Source organism: Spirochaetota bacterium (assembly GCA_040756435.1).
Taxonomy (GTDB): domain Bacteria; phylum Spirochaetota; class UBA4802; order UBA4802; family UB4802; genus UBA4802.
The window spans coordinates 28657-54989 of sequence record JBFLZD010000022.1; the positions used below are offsets into that span (position 1 = coordinate 28657).

Genomic DNA, 26333 nt, shown 5'->3' on the forward strand with positions numbered 1-26333 from the left:
AAATAAATTCAGGACAGGGTTCAGGATGACTGCACTGAATCAATCCTGAAATAAATTCAGGACAAGGTTCAGGATAATTCTGTTACTCCGTCATTCCGGGCTTGATCCGGAATCGTTATTTTCATCATATTAGATCCTGAATCATGCTCAGGTTGACTGGCAACATAATATTTTTTCTGGCAAAAGCCAGGATTGAGTACATTAAGAGCATAGCGAAGGAGTTTTAAGTATGAGCACAAACATTAAAGAAGTAATCCTGTATGACGCTGATTCATTGGAATACTCAGGCAAGATCCTGGTAGAAGGTAACAGCTGGCAGTTTTGCGATGTTTCAAATGACTTCCTTTTAAAATTTACAAAAGGGATGCCGCTTAAGGCTGTACTCCAATGTCTTATTTCATTTAATATAGTATATGATATCATTGAAATGTAGGAAAACCTATGCAAAAGCATTTAACTCCTGAAACCATATTAATGATCATTAAATTTCAGAAAAGTGAATTAACCGAATACCATATCTATAATCTTTTAGCTTCGCATATTAAGAACCATCATAATGCACGCATATTGAAAAAAGTAGCAGAAGATGAAAAAAAGCATTATGAGTTCTGGAAAAGTTACACTCATTCAGACGTAAAACCTGATAGGTGGAAGATAATAAAATACTATATTATCTCTCGTTTATTTGGCCTGACATTTGGCATAAAATTAATGGAACGCAGCGAAGAACAGGCGCAAGTTTCTTACAAATCTTTAGAATCAATCATCCCTGAAGTAAAAAAAATCATCAAGGACGAACATGCTCACGAAAAAGAATTATATATCTTGCTTGAGGAAGAACATCTTCAGTATGTTGGCTCAGTAGTGCTGGGACTTAACGATGCCCTGGTAGAATTAACCGGCACATTAGCTGGACTTTCATTTGCACTGGCAAACACACGACTTATTGCCTTAGCAGGTCTTATAACCGGTATTGCAGCTGCGTTATCTATGGCAGCATCAGAATATCTTTCAAGCAAAGCTGAAGAAGCAAAGGATGCGTTGAAGTCAGCCATATATACAGGAATTGCCTATATCATCACTGTGGTGCTTTTAATCATCCCATATTTTGTGGCAGGCCATTACCTGGTTGCTCTTGGCATCACATTGGTAATTGCACTTTTGATAATCTTTCTTTTTAATTACTATATTGCCATTGCAAAAGACCTTAATTTTAAAAAACGTTTTTCCGAAATGGCAATAATCAGTTTGGGTGTTGCATGCATATCTTTTGCCATTGGTTTCTTTATAAAAAAATACATGGGCATTGATGTGTAACATTACGGCGATAGGCGCCTGCAGTTCCACTGCTCATTAGAAAAATAGTGACGTTCTAATTCAATGGCCATAGTGTGTTCTTGAAGTGTAATATCAGCTTCTTCAAAATCAACGGCAAATAATTTCTTAAACGAAGAAATAATGGCTTTCATTAGTTGCTCAAAAATACTGTCTTTAGATAAATCTTTTACAATTTCACTCAACGTGATAACAGGATTCCCTTCCTGTCTTATTTTTTTAGGGTCAATCGTTAAATAATGAAGCATCTTTTCTGTATCGGTTGCAACCAGGATGGTGCCATGCTGTAGCAATTTTCCTTGTTTTCGTGTTTGTGCGCTCCCTGAGATCTTTCTATTGCCAACAACGATATCATTAATGGGACGATACTGTGCATCAACACCTAGAATACGCAGTGCATGAATCAATGGCTGTGCAATCAATGAGTATGAATCCGTAATACTACCTTTCCCAAATGCCTCCTGCAAAGGGTGTACCAGGCTATACGTAAGCTCTTCATGATGAAATACTGCTCCCCCACCAGTAAATCTGCGTATAACCGGTATACCATCCTTTTTACAAAGCTCTCCATTAACCTCTTTTTCTCTATCCTGAAAATATCCTATGGTAATTGCTGGCTTGCTCCATCGATATAGCCGTAGTGTTGGCGTTTTTGCAAGTCTCAATATGGCACTATCTACTGCCATATTCCATGATGGTGCACATGCATTGTGAATAACAAGACGCCAGGAATTCATGATTGGGCAAAAGCCTCCTGTATACCCTGTACAATTGTAGAAACCGAAATTCCCACCATTTCAATAGTATTTTTTTGAATGAGTGTAAGAAGATTTTGTTCAATGATGTTTGGATCAACCGGTAAGCCAACCAAAGCTTGCTCTATATCACCTATTGCTTCTTCCGGATATATAAAAAAATCACCTGATATATGAATAAATGAAATGGTATTCTTTTCAAAATCAACGTCAATGTGGACTAACTTTTCACCAGGATTTTTAAGTGCAACATGAATGCTCATGAAAAAAGCTCACCTGCTCTGTATGAACTGCGTACCAGCGGTGCTGCCAGCACTTTTGTAAAACCTATTTGGTAGGCAATGGCTTCTATTTCTTTAAATTCTTCTGGTGTGTAATATTTATGCACCGGATATGCCCCTTTGTGCGAAGCACAATACTGCCCAACCGTAAGTATCCTGCACCCAGCAGAATACACGTCTACAAGCGTCTTGATGATATCATCTTTAGTTTCGCCAAATCCAATCATAAGACCTGATTTGGCAACAAACCCATGCTCAGTAACTATCGCCAGCACATTAAGCGAAGCCTGGTAATCCCCTTTGGGACGAAGCAGTGCATAATGGCTTTGAGCCACTTCAATGTTGTGGTTAATGACATCAGGGGTTGCCTCCATTATTTTTGTAAGCGATAGTTTTTGCGAATATTTGAAATCAGGAATAAGTACCTCTATTTTTGTGTGGCTACAGGTAGCACGTATTGCTTCTATTGTTTTTACAAAATGCAATGCTCCGCCATCCTCTAAGTCATCGCGCGTCACCGATGTTATAACCACATACTCTAAATGCAGGTTTGCCACAGCATTGGCAATGTTCTGGGGCTCGTTTGTATCTAACGGCAGCGGCTGCCCCTTGGCAACAGCACAATATTTGCAGTTACGAGAACAGATATTGCCCATGATAAGAAATGTTGCATGCCCTTTTGAGAAACACTCACCAATATTGGGGCAACGCGCTTCAAGGCATACCGTGTTAAGACCACAGCCCGCTACATGTTTTTGCACCTGTTTGTACTGCTCACCTGAAGGTATGGAAAATTTTATCCAATCAGGTATGGTTCTTACTCTTCCCATTGTAGTACCGGTTTGCGCGCTGCCAGCACCGCATCAACCTTGCGCACTGGCGTTGTGTGTGGTGCGGCTTTGAGCAATTCAGGATGGGAGTGGGCTTCACTTTTTATTGCAACCATAGTATCCACAAATGCATCAAGTGTATCCTTATGTTCTGTTTCGGTTGGTTCAATCATCATTGCACCATGAACAATAAGTGGAAAATAAACCGTTGGCGCATGGAATCCATGATCAAGAAGCCGCTTGGCAATTTCATTTGTTGTAATGCCGTGTGGCATACCTTCATCGTTTATGACAAATTCGTGCATACATATACGTTTATATGGCAGGTTAATATGCTTTTGCAATTTAACACGCAGATAGTTTGCATTGACAACGGCATGTTCAGCAACCTGTTTTAAGCCGCTTGCTCCTAACATCACTATGTACGTATAGGCTCTGAGCATCACTAAAAAATTGCCATAGTAACTATGTACTCGCCCAATTGACTGTGGCCTGTCATAATCAAGATAATACTGATTATCCTTTTTTGCAATCACAGGTACGGGCATAAAAGGAATAAGTTTTTCAATCACACCAATTGGCCCTGAACCTGGCCCGCCACCGCCATGGGGTGTAGAAAACGTTTTATGTAAATTAACATGCATGATATCAAAGCCCAAATCAGCCGGGCGCACTTTGCCAACTATAGCATTAAGATTTGCACCATCGCAGTAAAACAATGCACCTTTACTGTGTAATATTTCTGCAATTGTTATGATATTTCGGTCAAAAAGGCCCAGAGTATTGGGGCACGTCAGCATCATAGCAGCAACATTGTCATCCAGTGCAGCACGCAGTGCATCTATATCAACATCACCATCACTGTTAGAAGGAATTTCTTTTACAGTGAAGCCACACATGGCAACGGATGCAGGATTTGTACCATGTGCCGAATCGGGGATAAGGATGATATTCCGTTTTTCACCTTTTTCTTCAAAATATTTCTTTATAATCATCACACTTGAAAGCTCACCATGGGCACCAGCTGCAGGCATAAGGGTAAACTGTTTCATGCCGGTAATTGCGCATAGCATCTCCTGCAAGGAATACATAATATGTAATGACCCTTGCGATAGCTCTTCAATAGTTGCCGGGTGCTGCCTGGTAAATTGTGGCAAACTTGCAACCACATCATTAATCTTTGGATTATATTTCATGGTGCAGCTGCCCAGCGGATACATGCCATTATCAACACCAAAGTTAAGACTGGAAAGCTTACGGTAATGGCGAACAACATCAACCTCGCTGACATCTGCAAGGTTAAGCTGAGCACGACATAGATGCTGTGGAATTGGCTCATAGCTTTCAGCACCAAACTGTGGTACTGTATATTTATTCCTGCCTTTTTTATGTAATGAAAATATTGTTTGCATGGCACTCACCATTATATTGTCTGCAATAGTTTTACAAGTGTATCTATATCATCTTTTGTAGTGCATTCTGTTGCTGCAATTAAAAGGCAATCAGAAAGCTCAGGATAATATTCTTCAAGCGGTATCCCTAATGCAAAACCATTTTCCATAAGTTTATGTCGAATATCCTTTGCATTGTTAAACTTAATGACGAATTCATTAAAAAATGGCGCATCAAACACACGTTCATAGCCCAGATCAACCAATTTTTCCACACAATAACTTGCTGCAGCATGGTTGGTACGTGCCAGCTCATACAATCTGTTCCCTACCAGGCTCAGGTATATTGTTGCTCGCAGAGCACACAATCCTTCATTGGTACATATATTTGATGTAGCACGTTCACGGCGTATGTGCTGCTCACGCGTTTGCAGCGTCATCACATAACATTCTCTTCCCTCCTCATCAACTGTTTTTCCAATCAGCCTTCCAGGAATGGTGCGCATAAATTCTTTTTTACAAGATAGTATCCCTAAAAGCGGCCCTCCATTGGCAGGGTAGTTGCCAAATGACTGTCCTTCACCGCATGCAATATCAGCACCACATTCGCCAGGGCTTTTTAACAGTCCTAAACTCATTGCTTCAGTAAATGTTGTAATGCATAATGCCTTATGTTCATGTGCAATAGATGCTGCTTTTTCAAGGTCTTCAATCACACCAAAAAAGTTAGGACTTTGCACAATAACGCATGCAATAGTATCGTTCATTTTGTGCGATAGTTCATTATAATCAGTTGTTCCGCTTTTATAGGGTACTATCTCCAATGAAACATCCGATGCCCATGCATACGTAGCAAGCACCTGACGGTAATGGGGATGAACTGTAGCAGAACATAATACTTTATTTTTCCTAGTGGTACGTACAGCCATGAGTACCGCTTCAGCCAGCGCTGTTGCACCATCATACATACTTGCGTTGGCAATGTCCATGCCAGTGAGCCTGCACATATACGTTTGGAATTCAAATATTGCCGCCAGCGTTCCCTGGCTTACCTCAGGCTGATAAGGGGTATACGCTGTGTAAAACTCAGATCGCGATGATAGATGGTCAACAATCGCAGGCACATAGTGATTATATATGCCACCACCTACCAACGAACACACCTGTTTATTCATACTGCCAGTGCGCTGTATAGAATGCAGTGCTTCCTGTTCGGATAATGGTGATGGTAATTGAATGTCTGGATTTTTTACTTGTGCTGGTATATCAATAAAAAGTTCCTCTACAGAATTAACACCAATTTCCTTGCACATCAACCTGATATCTTCATCGCTGTTGGGTAAAAAGCTCATGGCTATTCTCCTGAAGCAACATGCTCAGCATAGGTACTTGCATCCATCAGTTCATCAAGCTCATGCTTATCTTTAATATCTATCTTGAATATCCAGCCTTTACCATACGGGTCGCTATTAAGCAAATCTGGCGAATCTTCAAGCGTTTTATTTACTTCAACAATTCTTCCGCTTACCGGCGAATATACATCGCTCACAGCCTTTACCGACTCAACAACTGCAACCTGTTCTCCTGCTTTTACCTCAATGCCAACCTCAGGTAATTCTACAAAGACGATATCAGTCAGCATTTCCTGTGCATGATCAGTAATGCCGCAAATACCGGTGTAATCGTCCTGCACCTGTATCCATTCATGTGTTTTCGTGTATTTTAAATCTTCAGGAATGTTACTCATTATTATGCTCCTTTAAGAAAAATTATAATTTTTTAGGCAATATTTATTTGCAGCAACCAATTGGTGTCACAAAAGACATCTCTTTGCAATAACTTTTGCCTTACTGTCATTGCGAGGAACGAAGTGACGAAGCAATCCCCTAGTTGCGAGCGTCGCAGGCACGTGGCAATCTCATCTTCTGCGGCATTGAGGTTTCTTCACTTCGACACGCTCAGTGCAAGCACTACGCTCGCAATGACTTTACACCCGCGTCATTGATAGCCCCACTGGTTGTTCTGGAACACCCTCACTACTAGAATTTTCTGCCAGTGTACTTGTAGAATGGGCGCGGGACTACCTTTGCAGGGCTTGTTTTATCCCTGATAACTATCGCCACCTCATCCCCTACTGTAACAACATTATTTTTTACTAGTGCCAAGGCTATGCCTTTTTTAAAAACAGGTGAAAAACCACCACTTGTAATATATCCAATATCCTGATTATTATACTGCACTTTGTACTGGCTTCGCGGTATTGCCTTATCAAGCATTTCTAAACAGATTATCTGTCGTGGCGCACCATGTGCTTTTTGATGTTCAATTATTTCTTTAGCAATATACTCAGTCTGTGCACTTAGCACAAAACCAATGCCACCTTCAATAGGTGTTATGGTATCACTCAATTCATGGCCATACAATGAATAGCATGCTTCTAAACGCAATGTGTCACGTGCCCCCAGGCCCACAGGCTTTAACCCATACTCTTTTCCTGCTTCAAGTAAATCATTCCATACGCGGGAAGCAACATTATTAATACAGAAAAGCTCATAACCAAACTCGCCTGTATAGCCTGTCTGCGATATCAGCACGGGCTCACCCTTATAAGCACCAGTAAAGAAATGGAATCGTTTGAGGTTTTCTAAACGGTCATCCCTGATTATTTTTTTTAAGATATTGAATGACTGCGGTCCCTGCAGATCAATTTTTGCTGTTGCAGCCGAAACATCCTGTATTGATACATTCGTTTTGCAATGCTGTGTTAACCACTCTACATCCTTTTCTGTGGTAGCAGCATTCACAACAAGGTAATATTCATTATCAGAAAGCATAAATATAAAAAGATCATCTATAATTCCACCCTTATCATTTAAAAAACAGGTGTACATGGATTTCCCCTTTTCAAGCCTTCCCATATCAGTGGGGATAAGCTTTTGTAATGCTGCCCGTGCACCTCTTCCTTTAACAACTATCTCACCCATATGCGAAACATCAAATAAACCTGCAGCCTGTCGTACTGCCATGTGCTCATCAATTATGGAAGAATACAGTACCGGAAGTTCCCATCCGGCAAATTCAACCATCTTGCCACCCAGCTTTATATGATCATCATATAGAAATGTTCTCTGTGCTGTCATTTCATTCTCCGTTTTGCAAATTCACATGCTTTAAATAAAATATCATTAACCTCGCTTACTGCCGGACAGTATGCCATTTCAAACCGCAGTATGTCATCAAGTGTTAATCCATGTTCTATAGCCAGGCTTATTATATTTATTCGTGCTGTGGCACCACTGCCAATTGCCTGAGCACCTAATAGTTTTCCTGTTGTATCACACAGTACCTTGAAAGTCAAACGTTCATTTTCAGGAAAATATTCTGGTTTTACTGTAGCACTAATTTTACCTGCTATCACAGAAAAACCTCTTTCCTGGGCAACCTGTGTGGAAAATCCTGTTGCAGCTATTTCAAGTTCACCAACCTTTGTTACAAATGTGCCCGCAGTGCCTTTATAGGCTGAATGCATACCCATAGCATGTTCAGCTGCAATGATTCCCTGCTTATAGGCTGATGTAGCTAATTTAACTGGAAAAGGTTTTTTATCAATGACTGACCAGTTCTGGATACAATCACCTGCTGCATAGAGAGAAGGTTTCACTTCTAAATGTTCATTGACAATCACTCCCCATCTTCCTGTTTCAAATGATGAATTAATTGCCCAATCACAGTTAGCAGCAAAACCGGTTGCAACAATGACAATGTCAGCAGTATAGTCTTTTCCCGGTGTTCTAATACCAAATTCACTATCGCACTTTTCTATTGCTGTAACCGGGGAATGTGTTATAATTTCAATATCATGACTGGCACAGTACTGTGCTACCAATTGAGCCATATCGCTGTCAATTGCCTGCGGCAGTACCTCTTTTGCTTCAATAACGGTTACTGCAAGGCCATACGCTTTCAGGGCATAAGCAACTTCCAGGCCAATAGCTCCTGCACCAATAACTATCGCCCTAACCTTTCCCTGTATGTCTTTTTTTATCCGCTTCAAATCTTCAATGCTGCTTAAGGTATACACCCCTTTGTTTATATACCGTTCAATATCAGAAATCGGCGGTAACAGCGGCTTGTAGCCGGTACACAGTATAACCGTATCATATAGCAGGGTGATTTTTTTGTCATCACGGTGTGCCACTATTTCTTTTTTTTCAGCATCAATGCTGTGAACAATACCTTTCACTTTTTCCACATTCATTCTGGATAGAAATATATCCTGTTGCAAATCGTGTTCATTGACCGTGCCTTCAAGAGCATACGGCAACCCACAGGGATGGACAATATCTTTATCTTTGGGGTCTATCACAACAACATGAGCTTTAGGATTAATCCGCTTGATTGTCACCAGTGCTGCAAAACCTGCGGAACCCAATCCGGCAATAATTATCTTTTTTTGTTCCATTGATGATTCTCACTTTAAAAAATTATACCAATAACTATCTCATATTTGTTCACTATTAAAAACATTCCATGATAATTAAGGAAATAGTATACTATATACAGAGAATGGAAGAATAATTTTTTTAGAGTGTAAATTGTACGCATCTATTCGTCAATAAAAATTATTTCAATTTTATACCTTAAATTCCTGCACCATAATTTTTAATTTTTCAGTCAAACTATTTATTCCAATAACTATTGTGTTAATATCTTTAACAAGTTGCGATAATTCATCAGAAACAGTGTTTATGCTTTGCAAGGTATTACCCGCCTGGGCAACAAGCTCTGATTGCTCTTTTGATGATTGTGAAATATTTGTGATTAATACACTAAACTTTTGTGCAAGGATTACCAATTCACTCATTTGGTTTTGCATACTGTTTATCAGTGCAGATGAGGTTTCTACTTCTCTATTTACCTGGGACATTGCATTTGCAGTACTGGCAATATCTTTAATTATGCGCTGTGTCATGGCAGAAATTTCCTTGGTGGCTGTACTTGTCCTATCAGCTAATTTACTCACCTCATCTGAAACAACAGCAAAACCCCTGCCATGTTCACCTGCGCGTGCTGCTTCAATAGCCGCATTTAAAGCTAATAGGTTAGTCTGGTCAGCTATCTCTTCAATTGTTTCGGCTATCTCATAAATTCTTTTGCTTGACTGGCTTAATGAAGATACTTCCTGTGAAGACATCTGCACAACCTGTGAAATTTGATTCATACTTGTAATTGCCCTTTTTATTAACTGGCTGCTATCCGTTGCAGCATGAATCGTTGTATCAGCAAGCTTTTGAATATCTTCTGATTCGCGTGCATTCTTTTTAAACCATTGTGTCATAGAATGGATAATACTTGACGCTTTGCTTGCTACATCAAGCTGCACATTCACACCGTTTTGTATTGCATCGGTACTCTGTTTGATTGTATCACTGTATTGTGTAAGGGATTGCGATAGTTCCTTAAACTGCTGTATTGCCTGTCGTAAATTTGCCACCATGACACTAAATGACCGCTCAAGTGCTCCTGCAGCACCATCTGATGATGTAGCGATAGTTACTGTGAGGTCACCTTGTGCAATAACAGCTGCAATATTGGCAAGTGCCTGTATTTCATCAACCTGCGCATTGGTAAGCTGAGCACGCAAATTAAATTCTCTTTTTAACTGTGAATACCGCAAGTAGCTAAAGCTTGTCACAATCACCACAGTACCTATCATAAAAAAAAGATTGTTAATCATACTTATATAATCAATAGTGTTAGCCAAAAACACATTCATCCCTACATACATGCCTAATACCGCTAGCCCATTTGCAAGAGAATGTACAAACTGCCAGGGTGTAAGCAAATTAACCCCAATAATGACAAGATTAAGACCCGCGTAATACCCGGATGAAAAACCACCTAAATCAACAGTCATACGCGCTATCACAAAACCAGTATTTAATGTTGCTATATAACCATGAATAAAACTAAATCTACCCGGTTTTGAAATTCGAAGTACTACATATTGAATAACTAATAATGCTGTTGATATAAATCGATACACAACAAAGCGAGGGAACAACTCATGCGGAGTAATAACATAATCAAGTATCAAAAAACCAGGGACAAGAATTGAACCAAGCAGTATCAGCGTTTTAAGCCAAGAATGAATGAGTTCGTTGAGGTAAACAGTAAAGTTGGTATCTGAAATGGAATGCATAGGGTACCACCATTATGATATTTTATCACAGTAAGTTTATAATTAATACCTGAAACATCCATTTTGTGCAGCTAAATAATAGTGTAACCATGCAAATAGTAACCATTAGCCATCTAAATCTTTTACACTAAAGAATTCATTTAATTTTATTACTAATTTCTTTCAGTATTTCTAACTGAATCTCCTGTATTCTCATCATTTTTGACCACTGGTCAAGTAATAAATGATCAACTTTTTCGTGCAATGTCCTTATTTCAATTTCCGATTTTAAATTTATTTTATAATCATTTTCTGATCTGATGCGATCTTTCTTTTCTTGCCGGTTCTGGCTCATCATAATTATTGGAGCCTGTATGGCTGCCAGACATGACAAAATCAAATTTAATAATATAAATGGATACGGATCAAATGGTTTTATCATAATATATATACTATTGATTAATATCCATGTTAACAATATGATGAAAAATAATATAATAAATTTCCAATACAATATTTTTTGATAATGTGAAATCAGGTAAAAATCAACATTATTTTAAACCAGTATCTACCTCTGATCTTTTATACATTGTAACTCTACAGTGGGCATACCGTGTGGGGACAGGTATGCGATAGTTACCGGTACACTGCATCATGATATCAGTTGCTTCATCAATCCCAATCTTATGCCCCGGCGAAACAAATACTGGCTTAACCTGTGCGCGAGTACGCAATACCACACCAATGATTTCATCTTTGTCATATAAATATGCTCTGTCCCCTTTATTGGGGCCTGGTTCTGAATAGGTTCCACATAATCGCGATTTTGCACAACCTATAGTGGGAACATCAAGTATTACACCAATATGCGAGGCAATACCAAACCGCCGTGGATGGGCAATACCCTGTCCATCAAAGACCAGAACATCAGGTTTTATCGACAGCTTTTCATACGCTTTCAACACCAATGGTCCTTCTCTGAAAGATAGCAACCCGGGAACATACGGAAAAGTAATGGGGTCAGAGCAAAAAACCTCTTCACAAAGTTCCATAGTGGGGAAACTGAACACAGCAATGATGCAATATCCCCTGTCATCCGGGGTCAGAGCTACATCAATTCCTGCTATATATTCAATCTTTTCAGGCTTTCCCGTAATGATAACGTTGCCAGCAAGATTTTTTTGTATAATAATAGCTTCCTGAACACTGTAATCCCACTGTATACTCATGGCTCTGACCCCGCATTGATTGATAGTACATAGTACCAATATAATGTCAATGAAATTGAAGTGATTATTGAATACTATACTTTAAAAAATTTTTCTCTAATAGCATAAAATATTATTGTCATATAATTGACTCTATGATTGAATCATCAAAAAATTTTTTATAGGGCGATAGTTACCATGAAACCAAAGCGCATTCAATATACCATGTTCAATACCCCCATAGTTAAACATATACTTCGTGCTCTTGCATTTATTTTACGAACATTGTTAGGCTGGAAAAAAGTGGGAACACTTCCCGATGTCCCAAAATATTTAGCTATACTAGCATTTCATACTTCTAACTGGGATGTATTTTATGGTGTTCTGATAGCTTTTGGGTTTCATGTTGATATCTATTTTATGGCAAAAAATCAACTTTTCCGCTTCCCATTTGCACCGCTGGTACGTTTTTTGGGTGGCATACCAATAGACCGCTCAGTATCAAGTAATACTGTGCAAGCAACAATTGATATGTATAACAAGCATGAAAAATTTGCCATAGCATTAGCCCCTGAGGGTACCCGAAAAAAAGTAGAAAAATGGAAAACAGGTTTTTATCATATTGCCTCAGGCGCAAATGTCCCAATTATTTTGGCATTTTTAGATTACAAAACAAAATCTGGTGGCGTAGGTGCTGTAGTATATCCTACCGGTAATATGGAAGCTGACTTTCAGACAATAAGAGACTTCTATAAAAAGGTACACGCCCGTTATCCCGATCTGGCTTCATTACCACAAGACGAATAATTTGTACAAAGAAGAGCTGTCTAAAAGATTGGTAATAAATTTATCAAAAAAAATCACTCACCTATCATAAAGTAATTTCCATCTAAACCAACTATTAGACAGCTCTATATGTTAAATATATCACTCTTTGACTTAACTACTTGCTTTTAACTTTTTGTACTTCCTCTTCACGGAGAACTTTGCGTAAAATCTTTCCAACAGCCGACATGGGCAGTTCTTTTCTGAATTCAACAATTTTTGGGACTTTATATGCTGCAAGATGTTGCTTACAAAATTCTATTATCTCTCCTTCTGTTGCAACTTCTCCTTCTTTTAAAACAATAAATGCTTTTACTGTCTCGCCTCTATATGTATCTGGAATACCCACCGTAACAGCTTTATCAACCTTAGGATGCCTTAAAAGAACATCATCAATCTCAGATGGATATACGTTGTACCCACCAGCAATAATCATATCTTTTTTACGATCAACTATATAAATAAATCCATCCTCATCCATAGTCACAACATCTCCTGTATATAACCATCCATCTTTTAACACATTATCAGTTTCTTCTTTATTATTCCAGTATCCTTTCATTATAAATGGGCTTTTGAATATTAATTCACCTGGTTTTCCCGGTGGTACTTCAGTTTTCCCATCTTCTAAATCAACAATCTTTACCATAGACTCCTGCATAGGAATTCCTATGCTACCAGGCTTTTTTATACCAAATATCGGTGTACATATACCAATACCACATGTCTCTGTCATTCCCCATGCTTCAATATAAAACAAACCCATGTCTTTCATCTTATTGATAAGCGGTACAGGACATGAAGCCCCACCCGATAGTATAAGCCCAAACTTTCTATCAAGCGCAAGTTCCTTGGCTTTAGGATGATTTACAAGTGCTGTAAGTAATGTTGGTACCGCAAAGAAATAAGTGACTTTATGGGGAATTCTTCCCAACAAATTAATAAATTCGTTTATATCAAACCTCGGCACCAGGTACATCGTTGTTTGTCGGAAAATACCCCAGGTGAAACACTGAATATGGCCTGCAATATGGAAAAATGGCATTACACCAATATTGCACCGTGTTTCTGCTGGCATTAAATCGATAAAATATTTTCCAACTTCCATGGTAGATATTGTTGCACCAACTACATTATAATGAGTATGCACCGCACCTTTAGGAGCACCAGTTGTCCCGCCTGTAAAAACTATAATAGCTGGATCATCAGGACTTATATCAATTTTCGGAACAGAAGCTTCATAAATACTGTCCAGTAAATCCGAAAAATAATGCCAATCCTTTTCAAGTTGAAGTTCTTGTGAACTGCCTTTTGGAAATCCATCTATAAAATCTGTTATTTTGGTTACTATGACTGTCACACCAGATTGCTTCAAAACATCCCTGTGGTTTGGCAATAACATATCAAATGTAATAAATGCACCTGGTTGTGTTATGGAAATTAATTGATTAACCTCATCCGCTGTATATAGGGGATTCATTAATGTTGCAATTCCTCCTGCCATGAGTGTGCCAAAATAAGCAATGGCAAATTGCGGTGAATTTGGCAATTGCAAACAAACTCTATCACCTTTTTTAACGCCAATTTTCACCAGCGCCTGTGCAAATTTTATTGATAACAGTCGCAATTGATAATAGGTAATTTGAGTACCAAAGAAATCCGTTGCTACTTTATCAGGTGCAACAGCTGCACTGCAATGTAACATATCCTGCACTGTCATCCTTTGAAAGTGAACAGAATGGTACCAGAAATCATAATTCTTTTCCCATAAACGCTCCATAAAAGTCCTCCATCTTTATTTCAAAGATTTAAAATAATTGCACAGTGAAAAGCCAGCCTGTATACCACAATAATAATCCCTTAAAAGCTGTTGTTTGCTGATGGTTGTTCGTTTTGTTTTAAACCAGGCAGGTGGACATATCTCTGTAATGCGTGCATCATCAGGAGGATTTTCAATAAATTCAATTGCCTTATTATACTGTATAGGCCTTTGTAGTAATGCTTTAACAAAATCAGGATAACTTCTGAACAATACTTTTAGCAAAATACCACTTTCAGATTCGTTTTTCCTGTATCCTTTAGTCTGTGAACGTATTACCACAATATCGCGAGCACCACGTCTGTATGCTTCTATAACTGGAATTGAATCACCTACTCCCCCATCTACAACTCTTTGACCTTCTATAAATAATTTATTTTTATATAACACTGGCAATGCACTTGAAGCTTTTAACACAAATTCCAGATTTTCCACATCTGGTTTAATATATAACGCTTTTCCTGAATCCATTGAAGTTACAACAACAAAAAACTCTCTGCTACTATCCATAAATATTTCACGTAAATTGAGGCGATAGTTACTGATAGTAATGTTCCATAGCCAGTCTAAATCCATCACATTCCCACACAACAATCGTAAAGGATTGATAAACCGCCGTGAAGCAGACCAGTTTTCCATTATATAAAAATTACGCTCGTATTGCCTTCCAAGAAAAGATGCAAGATTACATGCACCAGCTGAAACACCAATATACAGATCAAACTGAGTTATGCCACGTAATCCCATTGCAAACAGCACACCAGCAGAAAAAACGCCGCGCATCCCCCCACCTTCAACAATGAGGGCTTTTTTACCGCGCGGCGCTACTTCGGCATTATGGATGTAGATGGATGGATGAATTTGCATTGTAATTATGCTTCCAGAACACCTGTAAAAATTGATGAGCCAGCCCGTAATATAACTCCGTTTTCATTACGGATACCCTGTATAATCCCTGAATATTTTTCATATTCCACTGTTAGGAAAAATTGTGCTGATAGCACTTTGCCATAATAAAAAGCTATTTCAGGATTGTCTTCTAAACCTGCTGGAACCTGATTATAGGTATAACCATCTACCAGTGATTGTAACTTCTGGATTGCAATAGTCATTGCTTGAAGGTGAAGTATCCCATGGGTAAGTATTCTGAAGGCTTGCTGCAACATTGTTGCAACACTCAACGCAAATGCAGTATCCTTTGTAGCAAGTAGCTCAATGAGAGAATCCATTTCAGCAATAGCAATCTTCACTTGATTAATTACATTTTCAGGAACTATCGCCCGCGCTTTTTTCATAACATCATTTGCATAGTCTTTATATGCATTGTACCGCTGGCGCTTTTCATCTGACAAAATTTTGCGCATGGTTAGGTCTATTGACTGAATGCCATTTGTACCTTCATAGATAGAAAGAATTTTTGAATCGCGAGCATACTGTTCAACAGGGTACTCACCACAATATCCATACCCACCATACACCTGAACGGCTTCAGCTGTAATTAGCCACGATAGGTCGGTGTTACCTGCCTTACAGATAGGGATTAAAAACTCAACCAGTGCATGTGCCTTTTTACCAATTTCATCATTGCGTACCCGAGAAATATCAATATGATACGCAATCAATGCAACCAGCATACGCATAGCCTCAACATGTGATTTCATCCACAACAGCATCCGCTTAACATCAGGATGTCCAATAATGGTGGGTTCATTTTTTGAAATTGTCTTTCCCTGAATACGTGATTTTGCATACTGAACTGCATGCATATACGCTGCACTGGAAACACCCAATCCTTCCAATCCCACATCAAGCCGTGCTTCATTCATCATGTGGAACATATTTTTTATCCCATCTCGTTCTTTGCCCAGCAAATAACCTATACAGCTATCATTGTCACCAAAACTTAACGAGCATGTTGCTGAAGCTTTAATGCCCATTTTATGTTCAATGCCTGTGCAGATAACATCATTTCTTTTGCCTAATGTCCCATCACTGTTAACCAGTATTTTTGGAACAAGAAAGAGCGACAACCCTTTTGTCCCTTCTGGATCACCATCAATGCGTGCAAGTACCATATGTATAATATTTTCATATAGGTCATTTTCGCCTGACGAAATAAAAACTTTTTGACCCTTGATTTTATACGTACCATCAGATTGTTTATAAGCTTTAGTGGTGATAGCTCCAACATCTGAACCTGCCTGAGGCTCAGTCAAACACATGGTACCACCCCATTTACCACGTACCATATTGCCAAGATACAGGCGTTTTTGCTCTTCATTACCAAAAATCCGCACCAGATTGGTTGCACCATTTGATAGAGTAATATAAATAGTAAATGAGATACTTGCTGCCAGAAAATACTCAAGTGCTGATCGATACAGCATCTCAGGCATACCCATGCCACCGCAGGATGATGGCTGTACAAGCCCCGTGAATCCTGCCTCATTAAATACTTTCATTGCTTTTTTAAATCCTTCAGGTACAGTAACAGCATGAGTATCTGGATTAAATGTTACACCTTCTTTATCAGCTATACTATTAGCAGGGTAAACTTCATCCATGGCAATTTGTTCTGCTAAATCAAGGACAGCTTCAAATGTCTGTCTATCAAATTCTTTATATGCTTCATATTCTGGAAGTGATACAAGATCAAACATCTCAAATAAAACAAATCGTACATCACGCGAATCCACCAGCAGATTTGGACGCATACCAATCCCCCTTTTGTTTTATATACATTCTATAATAACAGCTGCCCCCATACCCCCACCTGCACAGAGAGTTGCAAGGCCAAACTGGACATTCCTTCGCTTCATTTCATGCAAAAGTGTCACTAGAAGTCGTACTCCTGTTGCACCAACGGGATGACCCAGTGAGATACCGCTGCCATTGACATTGGTAATTTCCCGGTTTAAGCCCAATTCTTTTTCACAGGCCAGGTACTGGGCAGCAAATGCTTCATTCACTTCAATAAGGTGTATGTCTTTTAATGTTAGTCCTGCTTTTGCTAATGCTTTTCTAGTAGCTGGAACCGGACCAATACCCATAATATCAGGATCAACCCCGGCGGTTGCAGTTGATACAATCCTTCCCAAAATAGGAACCTTTAATTCTTTAGCTTTTTTTGCTGACATCAATATAACACCAGCAGAACCATCATTAATGCCCGAAGCATTTCCTGCTGTTACTGTTCCATCATCTTTAAATGCTGGTTTTAATGCTGCCAGTTTTTCTATAGTAACATCGCGGCGTGGATGTTCATCCGTATCGGCAATGATAGTTCCCTTTTGTCCTTTTACTTCAGCAGGAACTATCTCCTCTTTAAAATATCCTTTATCAATTGCCGCAATAGCTCTTTTATGAGAAAGTAATGCTAATTCATCCTGCTCTTTTCGAGTGATAGCATATTTTGCAGCAAGATTTTCGGCAGTTATACCCATCGCTGGTCCTATACCTAAATTGGTAAGCGAATCCCACATTGAATCACGTATTTCAGTATGCCCTATGCGAGTACCGTACCGCATCTCATCAATAGTGTACTGTGCATTGCTCATACTGTCTGTGCCTCCTGCCATAATGCAGTCAGCTTCGCCAGCTTTTATCTGACAATACCCTAATTGCACTGACGACATTGAAGAAGTACAATTTCTATGCACAGTAATACCCGGCACAGTAATAGGAAGACCTGCTTTTACAAGCGCAACACGGGCTAAATTATTTTCCCCATTAGTCCTCTGGTAATTACAACCCCAGATACAATCATCTATTACCTCGGGATCAATTCCTGAACGTTTAACAAGTGCCTGCATAACCGGAATTGTTAATTCCAATGCACTGGTATTGGCATACATACCTCCAAACTTTCCTATTGCAAGTCTGCATGCAGATACTATAACAACATCAGTATTATCCACATTACACCTCCTAACATCCCTTGAAATTGGGTTTGCGCTTTTCTACAAATGCTTTCATTCCTTCTTTCTGATCATAAGTGGAAAACAATATCCCAAACGACAATGCTTCATACTGTAACCCTTTATCCAGGGAACTATCGGCACCAAACATTATTGATTTTTTTGCTGCCTGTAATGCTAACGGCGGGCGTTTGATGATAGTATGCAAAAAGTTTGCTGCTTCACCTACAGGATCATTTTCTGTTATTCTATCACACAAGCCCCACGCAAATGCCTTTTCAGCTGTAATAAACTCACCGGTAAAGATAACTTCTTTTGCACGACTTAATCCAATAAGACGTGGGAGCCGCTGTGTACCGCCAGCTCCGGGAATAATGCCAAGCTTGATTTCTGGTAAGCCTAATTTAGCCGAGGTGTGACATATTCTAAAATCACACGCAAGCGCCAGCTCCAACCCACCACCCAGTGCATAGCCTTTAATGGCAGCACAGGTGGGAACAGGAAGTTGCTCAATCATGGTATACACATCATTAAAACTGAATGCTAATGCCTGGTGCGGATTTTGCTCAGCCATTTCACCAATATCAGCACCTGCTGCAAAGTGGTCGCCCTTACCAGCAATGATGAGGGCTCTGACACCAGTATCACACACATCCTTAATCTTTTTACCTAACTCCTCAATGAGCTCTCTGTTGAGTGCATTCATTACTTCGGTTCTATCGATGTAAATATGCCCTATTGAATCTTTCACTTTGGTAATAATAAATTCCCGTGTTTCCATATTGCTCATAATAAATAGTTTCCTTTACTTTAAAAATGATTTAAAACTTCCATCAATAATTTCAGGTTCTGGTTTAATGTAACTTAAATTATACGTTTGACTTAACCAATGTAACCGTTCTGCTATACGTTTGTGGTCAATATCCATAGCAGTCTTAAAAGGTCCTGGCTGATTCATACCGGCTTCCTGCCCTTTATCAATATCAGTAGCACTTGCAGCCACCCTCTCTTTTAATACTCTGATTGATTCATTAAGTTGAACTGCTAAAGGATCAATTGGCTGAATGATATCGGTAACTGTTGATGAATCAATAATTGCCTTACCACCTTCCCATACATAGATACCTTTACCAGTTTTCATGCCTAATTGGTTTTTCTTTATACATTCAGTTATGAATTTACCAGGCTCCCATTCAGGTGACAGTGTTGTTTTATAATATTGCATAACGTTATAAATAACATCCAGCCCAACAAAATCCATAAGCTCAAATGGTCCCATCTTTGCTCCATGATTTTTCATCAAAGTGTCAATGCTTGCTGGTGATATTTTTCCTTCATCAAGAATAGCACTCCACAACGGCTGTAGTGGCGCATTAATCCTGTTTACAATAAAGCCAGGCCTATCGCGTAAAACCTTTATGGCTATTTTGCCCAACTTTGTACCTAAATCCATGAGTGCATCAATCGTTTCATCAGACGACTTTTGCCCATAAATAACCTCAACCAGGCGCATTCGGTTAACAGGGTTAAAGAAATGGAAACCAGCAAATCGTGATGGCTCTGACACCGTTTTAGCTAATTCGCTAATACTCAGCGAAGAAGTATTGCTGGCAATAATTGCATCGGTTCTAGCGGCTTCAGATACTGTTTTGAATATTTTTTTCTTTAAATCCATAAGCTCTGGCACTGCTTCAATAATGCAATCAGCATCTTTCACTGAGGATATAATATCAGTAGAAGTAGTAAGCCGTATCATTGCTTCATCCATAGCTTTTTGGGTCATTTTTTGTTTGCTCACAAGGAATGTGAGATTCGACTTAATCTTACCGATAGCCTTCTGCAATAAATCTTCACTAATATCCACCATTGTCACAGTAAACCCATTTACAATATGTACTTCTGCAATGCCATTACCCATAGCACCCGAGCCAATAACGGTTACTTTTTTAATTGCTCTGACACCCATAATGCCTCCTTTATAAAATCATTGCACATATTACATAATGTTAATGAACAACCATTAACTTTTATACTAATTTTGTCAACCATTTTCAATTATTTTTAAGTATTTTATACCCATTTTATATTGGCTCTGACACCTATAGGGCGATAGTTACTGATGATTATACCTCTCCCCTTGTTCTTGCTTGTTTTCTTCTTTTGCTCTGACACCACATACGTGATGATATGCACTATGGTATTCATTTTTGCACTATGCCTACCATTATTTGCTCTGAGACTATTGTTGTAACTTTGCTCTGACACCAAAATTCACTTTTTTTTCAAAATTTTTATCACTTTTTTTTACTATTTTTCACTTTCCTGCGTTGTATATACACAAAAGCGTTTTTTTTACCATATTTACTTTGGGAGGAACTACCATGCGTAAACACCGTTTTATTGCACCAAACATTACCTATCATGTCACCAGCCGCATCATTGAATGCAAGAATTTGATGGAAGAAGATTCTATCAAAGCACTATTTGAATACTGCATCACGCTGGCACAGGCAAAATATCCTTTTGAACTTATCAATTATCAGATTATGGATAATCATATTCATTTGCTCATAAGAACAGTGGAAGGTGGTGCTACTATATCCCGTATAGTGCAGTATATTAAGTCGCGGTTTGCACAACGATTTAATACGATGATGCAGCGCACTGGTCCGGTATGGAATGAGCGCTTCAAAGATAGCATTGTAGAGTTTGCGGACAATCCTCGAATATATTTACTTAACTTACTATGGTACTTTGCCAACAATCCGGTGCGTGCAGGCAAGGTAAAAAGCCCTTTTGAAAGCTACTTTGGTGGGTCACGGGCTTATTTTGACAGTAACTATCGCCCTCATTTAAAGATTACACTGCATCAGTATTTTTTAGAGTTGGGAGATACACTGGAAGAGTGTATTGAGCGCCTGTGTGCTTATTGCCGTGGCGAGCTTTTGCTCTGACCCCAATAAAAAGATATTGACACAAATACCAAAACTTTTAACCAATAACACTATATTTATACCAAAAGAGGTCATCCCATGAGCGTATTACAATCCGCAAAGGCTGCAAAAGAAGCATCCATTTATCTGGCAGCTGTTTCAACCAGCGTTAAAAATGATGCTTTACATGTAATAGCTGACGAAATTAAAAAAAATGAAGAAGCTATTTTACAGGCTAATGCCAATGATGTACAAAGAAGCCAGGAAGAACACCTGCCGGCACCGTTGCTTAAACGCTTGAAATTTGACCAATCCAAGATCAACGAAGTTATTGCAGGTATTGAAAGCCTCATTGCATTACCTGATCCTGTGGGAAATACCTTGCTTGCAACAGAACTAGATGATGCTCTGACCCTCTATAAAGTAAGCTGTCCTATTGGTGTCATTGGTGTTATTTTTGAATCACGGCCTGATGCGCTGGTACAGATATCAACGCTGTGCTTGAAAAGTGGCAATGCGGTTCTTCTCAAAGGTGGCAGTGAAGCAAAAGAAACCAACAAAATTCTTGCGGAAATTATTTACACTGCAGGTGTCAGAGCTGGCATACCGGAAAACTGGTTGACACTGCTTGAAACGCGTGAAGATGTAACTGCTCTTTTAAAGATGGATGATTACATTGACCTTATCATCCCGCGCGGGTCAAATGCTTTTGTTAAATATATTATGGACAACTCTCGCATACCGGTGCTGGGACATGCTGATGGCATATGTCATACGTATGTTGATAAAGATGCTGATATTGATATGGCAATCAAAGTTGTCACTGATGCAAAGGTGCAGTATGTTGCAGTGTGCAATGCTACTGAAACATTACTGGTGCACAGAGCTATCGCACATACTTTTTTGCCGTTAATTGAAAAGGAACTAAAAAAATATAAAGTAGAGATAGTTGGATGTGATGAAACGCAAAAAATCATCGCGGTTAACCTTGCAACCGAAGAAGACTGGAAAACAGAATATTTGGACTACAAACTTTCCATTAAGGTAGTTGATAGTGTCGATGACGCAATACGACATATCAACAAGTATGGTTCAAAGCATACTGACAGCATTATCACCAGTAACAAAGATGCTGCAAAGAAATTTCTTGATTTAGTTGATTCAGGTAATGTATTCTGGAACTGCTCAACCCGCTTCAGTGATGGCTATCGATATGGCTTTGGTGCCGAAGTGGGTATCAGCACATCTAAAATTCATGCGCGCGGACCAGTAGGATTAGAAGGATTGGTAATCTATAAATATAAACTACTTGGCAATGGGAATATTGTAGAAGACTATGCAAAAGGCAAGCGTACATTTACGCATAAAAAACTTAACACACAGTGCCCGTTATAATATTATGCTTCCTCTTTTACTTTTAAAAGAAGATCCTTACCAGCGTGCGATAGTTCCTGTGAAGTGTCACTAATATCTTCGGCCACTGCCATATTGTTTTGTATCAGCGTGTTGATGCTTGCTATTGAATTACTTATCTCTATCATTATATCATTATGGCGATGGATATCATCGGCTATCTGTTGTGACTTCTGCTGAGATTGGCCCACCTGCGTTTGAATTTCTTCTTTAATTTTTTCCTGATTATCAATATGCTGAAATATTTCCTGCATACCACTACTTACAGTATTTAAGGTATTCACAATATCCTGAAACAAATTGATAATTGTAGTAACACCAGTGTTAGTGGTCTGTACACTATGCATGTTTGATTGTATATTAATAGTAATTTCTTTTAAACTCATTACCGATTGCTCTGATAACTTGTTTACCTCATCCGCAACAACAGCAAAACCTCTCCCTGCTTCACCGGCACGGGCTGCTTCAATTGATGCGTTGAGAGCTAGAAGCTGAATCTTGTCAAAAATATCCTGAAGAATATTCATTATGCCAGTAAGTTTATTGGAACTATCCAGAAGCATTGTAGCATTATCATTCACAATGCGTATGGCATCCTCACCTTTTTGTGTAATAGTACGAATAGAGTCAAATGCCTGTGAAATAAGTGCCGATCTATTTTTTAAAAGGTCAATTTCCTGAGCTAACGCTTTTATGGTAGTAAAAAGCTTTTGTAATGAATTGTATTGACTATTGACATTGGCATTCACATCACCAAATCCATTGGTAACTTCCTGAGCTGAAGCTGTTATCTGTTCTATTGCCGATGCCTGGTCCTGAATATTCTTTAAAAAGTCATTTAGTTTATCAGAAATCAGTTGTGATATTGATAACATTTTATGTGAAATATCCTCAATGATTGTGTGAAGACTTTTCATCTGTGTAATCTGATCAAGACTTTTACTTTTTTCTTCACCTAACAATGATATCATAGTTTGAAATGTTTTTAGTGTCATGAGCATGATAATTAAACAAAGTGTTAATGCGGCAATACTATCTATTAACCCTATTCTGAGTGCTTCGGCTAGTTTACCTTCCACCTGATTTTTGTTTAAAACAAAAAATGTAATAATTGCAACAACATAAGAACCATAAATTGCAGCGGTAATGGCACGCGTAGAAAATGCCGAAGCAAAAAGCATTGTTGCAAACATAAAGTAAACCATAGTAACAAATCCAACATGCGCTGCTTTAGTAAATAAACCCACAAGAACTACTAATGAGCAAAAAATAACAAAAATATTTGATGCAAGCTGAAGTTTTCCTTTTTTTATATAATAAATACCTAACAAACTAAACAACGATGCAGGGATTGCTGATTGCAAAAAGCCAATACCACGCTCCACACTTATAAAAATAAATGAAAGAATAACCCCTAAATTTAACAATACAATAACCGCAATAGCAAAGCTAACAACTAAAAAGGCTTTCCTTTTTGTTAAAAAGTCACTGTTTTCGTATTTACCAAACACGAATTGGGAAAATCCAGTCATGATAATACCTCGTATAACATATATCTGTTTTTATTGACAGTAAGCTAAACTACATATATAGTCAATAACTATTTATCGTTACCATACTAATTAGCGTGGTGTTATTATTGCAAAACGTTCAGGTTTATCAAACATAGTAAAAAATTTTATCAGCGCCACTTTGCTGCCATTCCATTGAACATCCTTATCAAAAAGTATTTTTGTTTTGTCGATAGCTCCGGTGATAAGCTTAATGAAAGTAGTATAGGGCATGTGCAAAAAAGCATCGTAATTGCCGGAAATTCCTTTGGAGTAATACAACACTGCATTGCGTATAAAAAGCATATATGAGACATTCTTATCGCTAAAATGAATTCCGATACTAACAGTACTGTTTTCTGCTTTTTTTGGATTTACGTTTACTGCCATGCTATCAAATAATTTTTCCGGTTGAATGTGTTTTAGCATATCATATCCCTTAAATATCACTGATTTTTTCTTTTGCATACCATACGTTAATTCCTGTGCAGCTTTTAAATACACATTGCGCCATACACCAGATTCAGCCTGAAAAGCAAGCTGCGTGTATGTTTGTGCAAGCAAGCTGTGCGCATCCTCATTGCTGGGCTGTGCCATTACTACATGATTCAACACCTCGGCAACCCATCGGTAATCCCCCTTATTGAATGATGTGTGAGCTTTTTCAAGTATGCTTTTGACCCCGCCCATATATTCTACATATCGCTTTGCCCTTTCACCATCAGGCAGTTGATTAAGATATGCGGGATTACCATTATACCACCCCACATACATCTGGTACACGGCTTTAACGTTTTGTTTCAATACACCGTAAAACTGTCGGTTAGGTATAAAAAGCGATAGTGACTGTGGAAGGGTTAATGTTTCTGCAATCTCCTCAGGAGTAAATCCTTTATTGGCAAGCCGTATGGTCTGATCATGAATAAATTTGTACATATCAGCCTGCTTTATCAGAAATTCCCTGATGCGATTGTTGCCATACATGGGCCAGTTATGAGTAAAGAAGCACACTTTAGCATCAGGAAAAAGTTGTAGTGATTCATTGATATATTTGCTCCATTTAGACGCATCTCGCACCTTTGTTCCTCGCAACGTATACAGATTATGCATGGTTCTACTTGCAATCTCAGCTGGGCAAAAGGCTTTATACGCAGGTAGGTAAAACGTCATCTCTGCTGGAGCTTCGGTATCGGGTGTATACTGGAATATAAACTCTACACCATCGATTATTATTTTTGTGGGAGTTGTATCAATAGTAACTGTCGGCTCCACAATACTGTATGACCCTTGCGCCACTGTTTTTCCAATGCCACTATCTATCTGCCCTGTGGGAGCAATGGGTAAATCCTGTCCAAACTGATACTCAGCTCTTCGTGACATTGCATTGGCAAGGAGTATATTTTCGCTGAATGCTTCTTCCATAAAACCTTTGGGAGCTATCACTGTAATATTCCTGGTCTTTATTTCCTCTTCAGTAATTATCCCCAACACACCACCAAAATGATCAATATGGCTATGGGTAAAAATAATTGTGGAAATATGTTTATTTTTTTTGATGTGCTTTTTGAAAAATTCAAACGCAGCATGAGCTGTTTCTTTTGTGGTAAGCGTGTCCACAACAATCCAGCCTGTTTTTCCCTCTATTATGGTCATATGTGCGATATCAAAGCCCCTAATTTGATATATGCCCCGGGTAACCTCATAAAGACCAGCTTTTGCATTGAGCCTGGCCATTTCCCATAAAAGTGGATGTGCAGTTTGTGGCGTTTGGTTTTGCAAAAACGAATATGCTGACATATCCCACACAACATTGCCTTCTTTATCTTTTATGATCAGGCTTTTTGCTTCAGCAATTAATCCACGAGTTACTTCCAGTTTATCAATACTATCAAACT

Annotated in this window: 24 protein-coding genes and 1 pseudogene; 5 read left to right on the forward strand and 20 right to left on the reverse strand. The window is 38.7% G+C overall.

Annotated features, from left to right (window positions below; genetic code table 11):
* Positions 1-229 precede the first annotated feature (229 nt).
* Together AB1444_07925 and AB1444_07930 are read left to right on the forward strand one after the other, a co-directional pair.
* Positions 230-433, forward strand: coding sequence for a hypothetical protein (locus AB1444_07925; GenBank protein ID MEW6526577.1), 204 nt, complete (start codon positions 230-232; stop codon positions 431-433).
* 8 nt (positions 434-441) lie between these two features.
* The gene (locus tag AB1444_07930) at positions 442-1317 is read left to right on the forward strand and encodes a VIT1/CCC1 transporter family protein (protein MEW6526578.1); all 876 of its coding nucleotides are present in this window, start codon (positions 442-444) and stop codon (positions 1315-1317) included.
* 2 nt (positions 1318-1319) lie between these two features.
* Here the strand turns inward: AB1444_07930 and AB1444_07935 are convergent, their stop codons facing one another.
* From AB1444_07935 to nfi, 11 genes and pseudogenes are all read right to left on the reverse strand, one after another.
* A complete protein-coding gene (locus AB1444_07935) occupies positions 1320-2072 on the reverse strand; it encodes a biotin/lipoate A/B protein ligase family protein (protein MEW6526579.1) in 753 nt (250 codons plus the stop codon).
* A complete protein-coding gene (locus AB1444_07940; GenBank protein ID MEW6526580.1) occupies positions 2069-2353 on the reverse strand; it encodes a lipoate protein ligase C-terminal domain-containing protein in 285 nt (94 codons plus the stop codon). Before AB1444_07940 ends, AB1444_07935 begins: the two co-directional genes overlap by 4 nt.
* Positions 2350-3201 (reverse strand): lipoyl synthase, encoded by an 852-nt coding sequence (locus AB1444_07945; protein MEW6526581.1) that lies wholly within the window; start codon positions 3199-3201, stop codon positions 2350-2352. The genes AB1444_07940 and AB1444_07945 overlap by 4 nt, the downstream gene beginning before the upstream one ends.
* Positions 3189-4613: an aminomethyl-transferring glycine dehydrogenase subunit GcvPB gene (gene gcvPB / locus AB1444_07950; GenBank protein ID MEW6526582.1), complete on the reverse strand. Its 1425-nt coding sequence runs from the start codon at positions 4611-4613 to the stop codon at positions 3189-3191. Before gcvPB ends, AB1444_07945 begins: the two co-directional genes overlap by 13 nt.
* Before the next feature lie 11 nt (positions 4614-4624).
* Complete coding sequence (gene gcvPA, locus AB1444_07955) at positions 4625-5944, reverse strand: aminomethyl-transferring glycine dehydrogenase subunit GcvPA (GenBank protein ID MEW6526583.1); 1320 nt, start codon at positions 5942-5944, stop codon at positions 4625-4627.
* A 2-nt stretch (positions 5945-5946) separates the two neighbouring features.
* Positions 5947-6339, reverse strand: coding sequence for a glycine cleavage system protein GcvH (gcvH, locus tag AB1444_07960; protein ID MEW6526584.1), 393 nt, complete (start codon positions 6337-6339; stop codon positions 5947-5949).
* Between the two features lie 292 nt (positions 6340-6631).
* Positions 6632-7732 (reverse strand): glycine cleavage system aminomethyltransferase GcvT, encoded by a 1101-nt coding sequence (gcvT, locus tag AB1444_07965; GenBank protein ID MEW6526585.1) that lies wholly within the window; start codon positions 7730-7732, stop codon positions 6632-6634.
* Positions 7729-9054, reverse strand: coding sequence for an FAD-dependent oxidoreductase (locus AB1444_07970; protein ID MEW6526586.1), 1326 nt, complete (start codon positions 9052-9054; stop codon positions 7729-7731). The genes gcvT and AB1444_07970 overlap by 4 nt, the downstream gene beginning before the upstream one ends.
* A gap of 171 nt (positions 9055-9225) precedes the next feature.
* Positions 9226-10794 carry a methyl-accepting chemotaxis protein gene (locus AB1444_07975; protein MEW6526587.1) on the reverse strand — a complete coding sequence of 523 codons (1569 nt, stop codon included), beginning with the start codon at positions 10792-10794 and terminating at the stop codon, positions 9226-9228.
* Between the two features lie 136 nt (positions 10795-10930).
* Positions 10931-11281, reverse strand: a pseudogene (locus AB1444_07980) (DUF1003 domain-containing protein).
* Positions 11282-11324: 43 nt separating this feature from the next.
* Positions 11325-12002: a deoxyribonuclease V gene (gene nfi, locus AB1444_07985; protein ID MEW6526588.1), complete on the reverse strand. Its 678-nt coding sequence runs from the start codon at positions 12000-12002 to the stop codon at positions 11325-11327.
* Positions 12003-12179: 177 nt separating this feature from the next.
* Between nfi and AB1444_07990 the strand changes: the two genes are divergently transcribed.
* Entirely contained in the window at positions 12180-12788 is a 609-nt protein-coding gene (locus AB1444_07990; GenBank protein MEW6526589.1) for a lysophospholipid acyltransferase family protein, read from the forward strand.
* Positions 12789-12924: 136 nt separating this feature from the next.
* Here the strand turns inward: AB1444_07990 and AB1444_07995 are convergent, their stop codons facing one another.
* From AB1444_07995 to AB1444_08025, 7 genes are all read right to left on the reverse strand, one after another.
* The gene (locus tag AB1444_07995; protein ID MEW6526590.1) at positions 12925-14586 is read right to left on the reverse strand and encodes an AMP-binding protein; all 1662 of its coding nucleotides are present in this window, start codon (positions 14584-14586) and stop codon (positions 12925-12927) included.
* Between the two features lie 15 nt (positions 14587-14601).
* Positions 14602-15492, reverse strand: a complete 891-nt coding sequence (locus tag AB1444_08000) for a patatin family protein (GenBank protein ID MEW6526591.1) — start codon at positions 15490-15492, stop codon at positions 14602-14604.
* A gap of 5 nt (positions 15493-15497) precedes the next feature.
* Positions 15498-17339 carry an acyl-CoA dehydrogenase family protein gene (locus tag AB1444_08005; GenBank protein ID MEW6526592.1) on the reverse strand — a complete coding sequence of 614 codons (1842 nt, stop codon included), beginning with the start codon at positions 17337-17339 and terminating at the stop codon, positions 15498-15500.
* Positions 17340-17357: 18 nt separating this feature from the next.
* Positions 17358-18542, reverse strand: coding sequence for a thiolase family protein (locus AB1444_08010; protein ID MEW6526593.1), 1185 nt, complete (start codon positions 18540-18542; stop codon positions 17358-17360).
* 10 nt (positions 18543-18552) lie between these two features.
* Complete coding sequence (locus AB1444_08015) at positions 18553-19323, reverse strand: enoyl-CoA hydratase/isomerase family protein (protein MEW6526594.1); 771 nt, start codon at positions 19321-19323, stop codon at positions 18553-18555.
* Between the two features lie 24 nt (positions 19324-19347).
* Positions 19348-20508, reverse strand: coding sequence for a 3-hydroxyacyl-CoA dehydrogenase family protein (locus AB1444_08020; protein ID MEW6526595.1), 1161 nt, complete (start codon positions 20506-20508; stop codon positions 19348-19350).
* A 104-nt stretch (positions 20509-20612) separates the two neighbouring features.
* Positions 20613-20747 carry a hypothetical protein gene (locus AB1444_08025; protein ID MEW6526596.1) on the reverse strand — a complete coding sequence of 45 codons (135 nt, stop codon included), beginning with the start codon at positions 20745-20747 and terminating at the stop codon, positions 20613-20615.
* Positions 20748-20923: 176 nt separating this feature from the next.
* Between AB1444_08025 and AB1444_08030 the strand changes: the two genes are divergently transcribed.
* Together AB1444_08030 and AB1444_08035 are read left to right on the forward strand one after the other, a co-directional pair.
* Complete coding sequence (locus AB1444_08030) at positions 20924-21496, forward strand: transposase (GenBank protein ID MEW6526597.1); 573 nt, start codon at positions 20924-20926, stop codon at positions 21494-21496.
* Between the two features lie 78 nt (positions 21497-21574).
* Complete coding sequence (locus AB1444_08035) at positions 21575-22870, forward strand: glutamate-5-semialdehyde dehydrogenase (protein MEW6526598.1); 1296 nt, start codon at positions 21575-21577, stop codon at positions 22868-22870.
* 2 nt (positions 22871-22872) lie between these two features.
* On the opposite strand, the gene AB1444_08040 is transcribed toward AB1444_08035, so the two are convergent.
* The gene (locus AB1444_08040) at positions 22873-24420 is read right to left on the reverse strand and encodes a methyl-accepting chemotaxis protein (GenBank protein ID MEW6526599.1); all 1548 of its coding nucleotides are present in this window, start codon (positions 24418-24420) and stop codon (positions 22873-22875) included.
* 90 nt (positions 24421-24510) lie between these two features.
* Positions 24511-26333: alkyl sulfatase dimerization domain-containing protein (locus AB1444_08045; GenBank protein MEW6526600.1), on the reverse strand; the 1823-nt coding region annotated here is incomplete at its 5' end.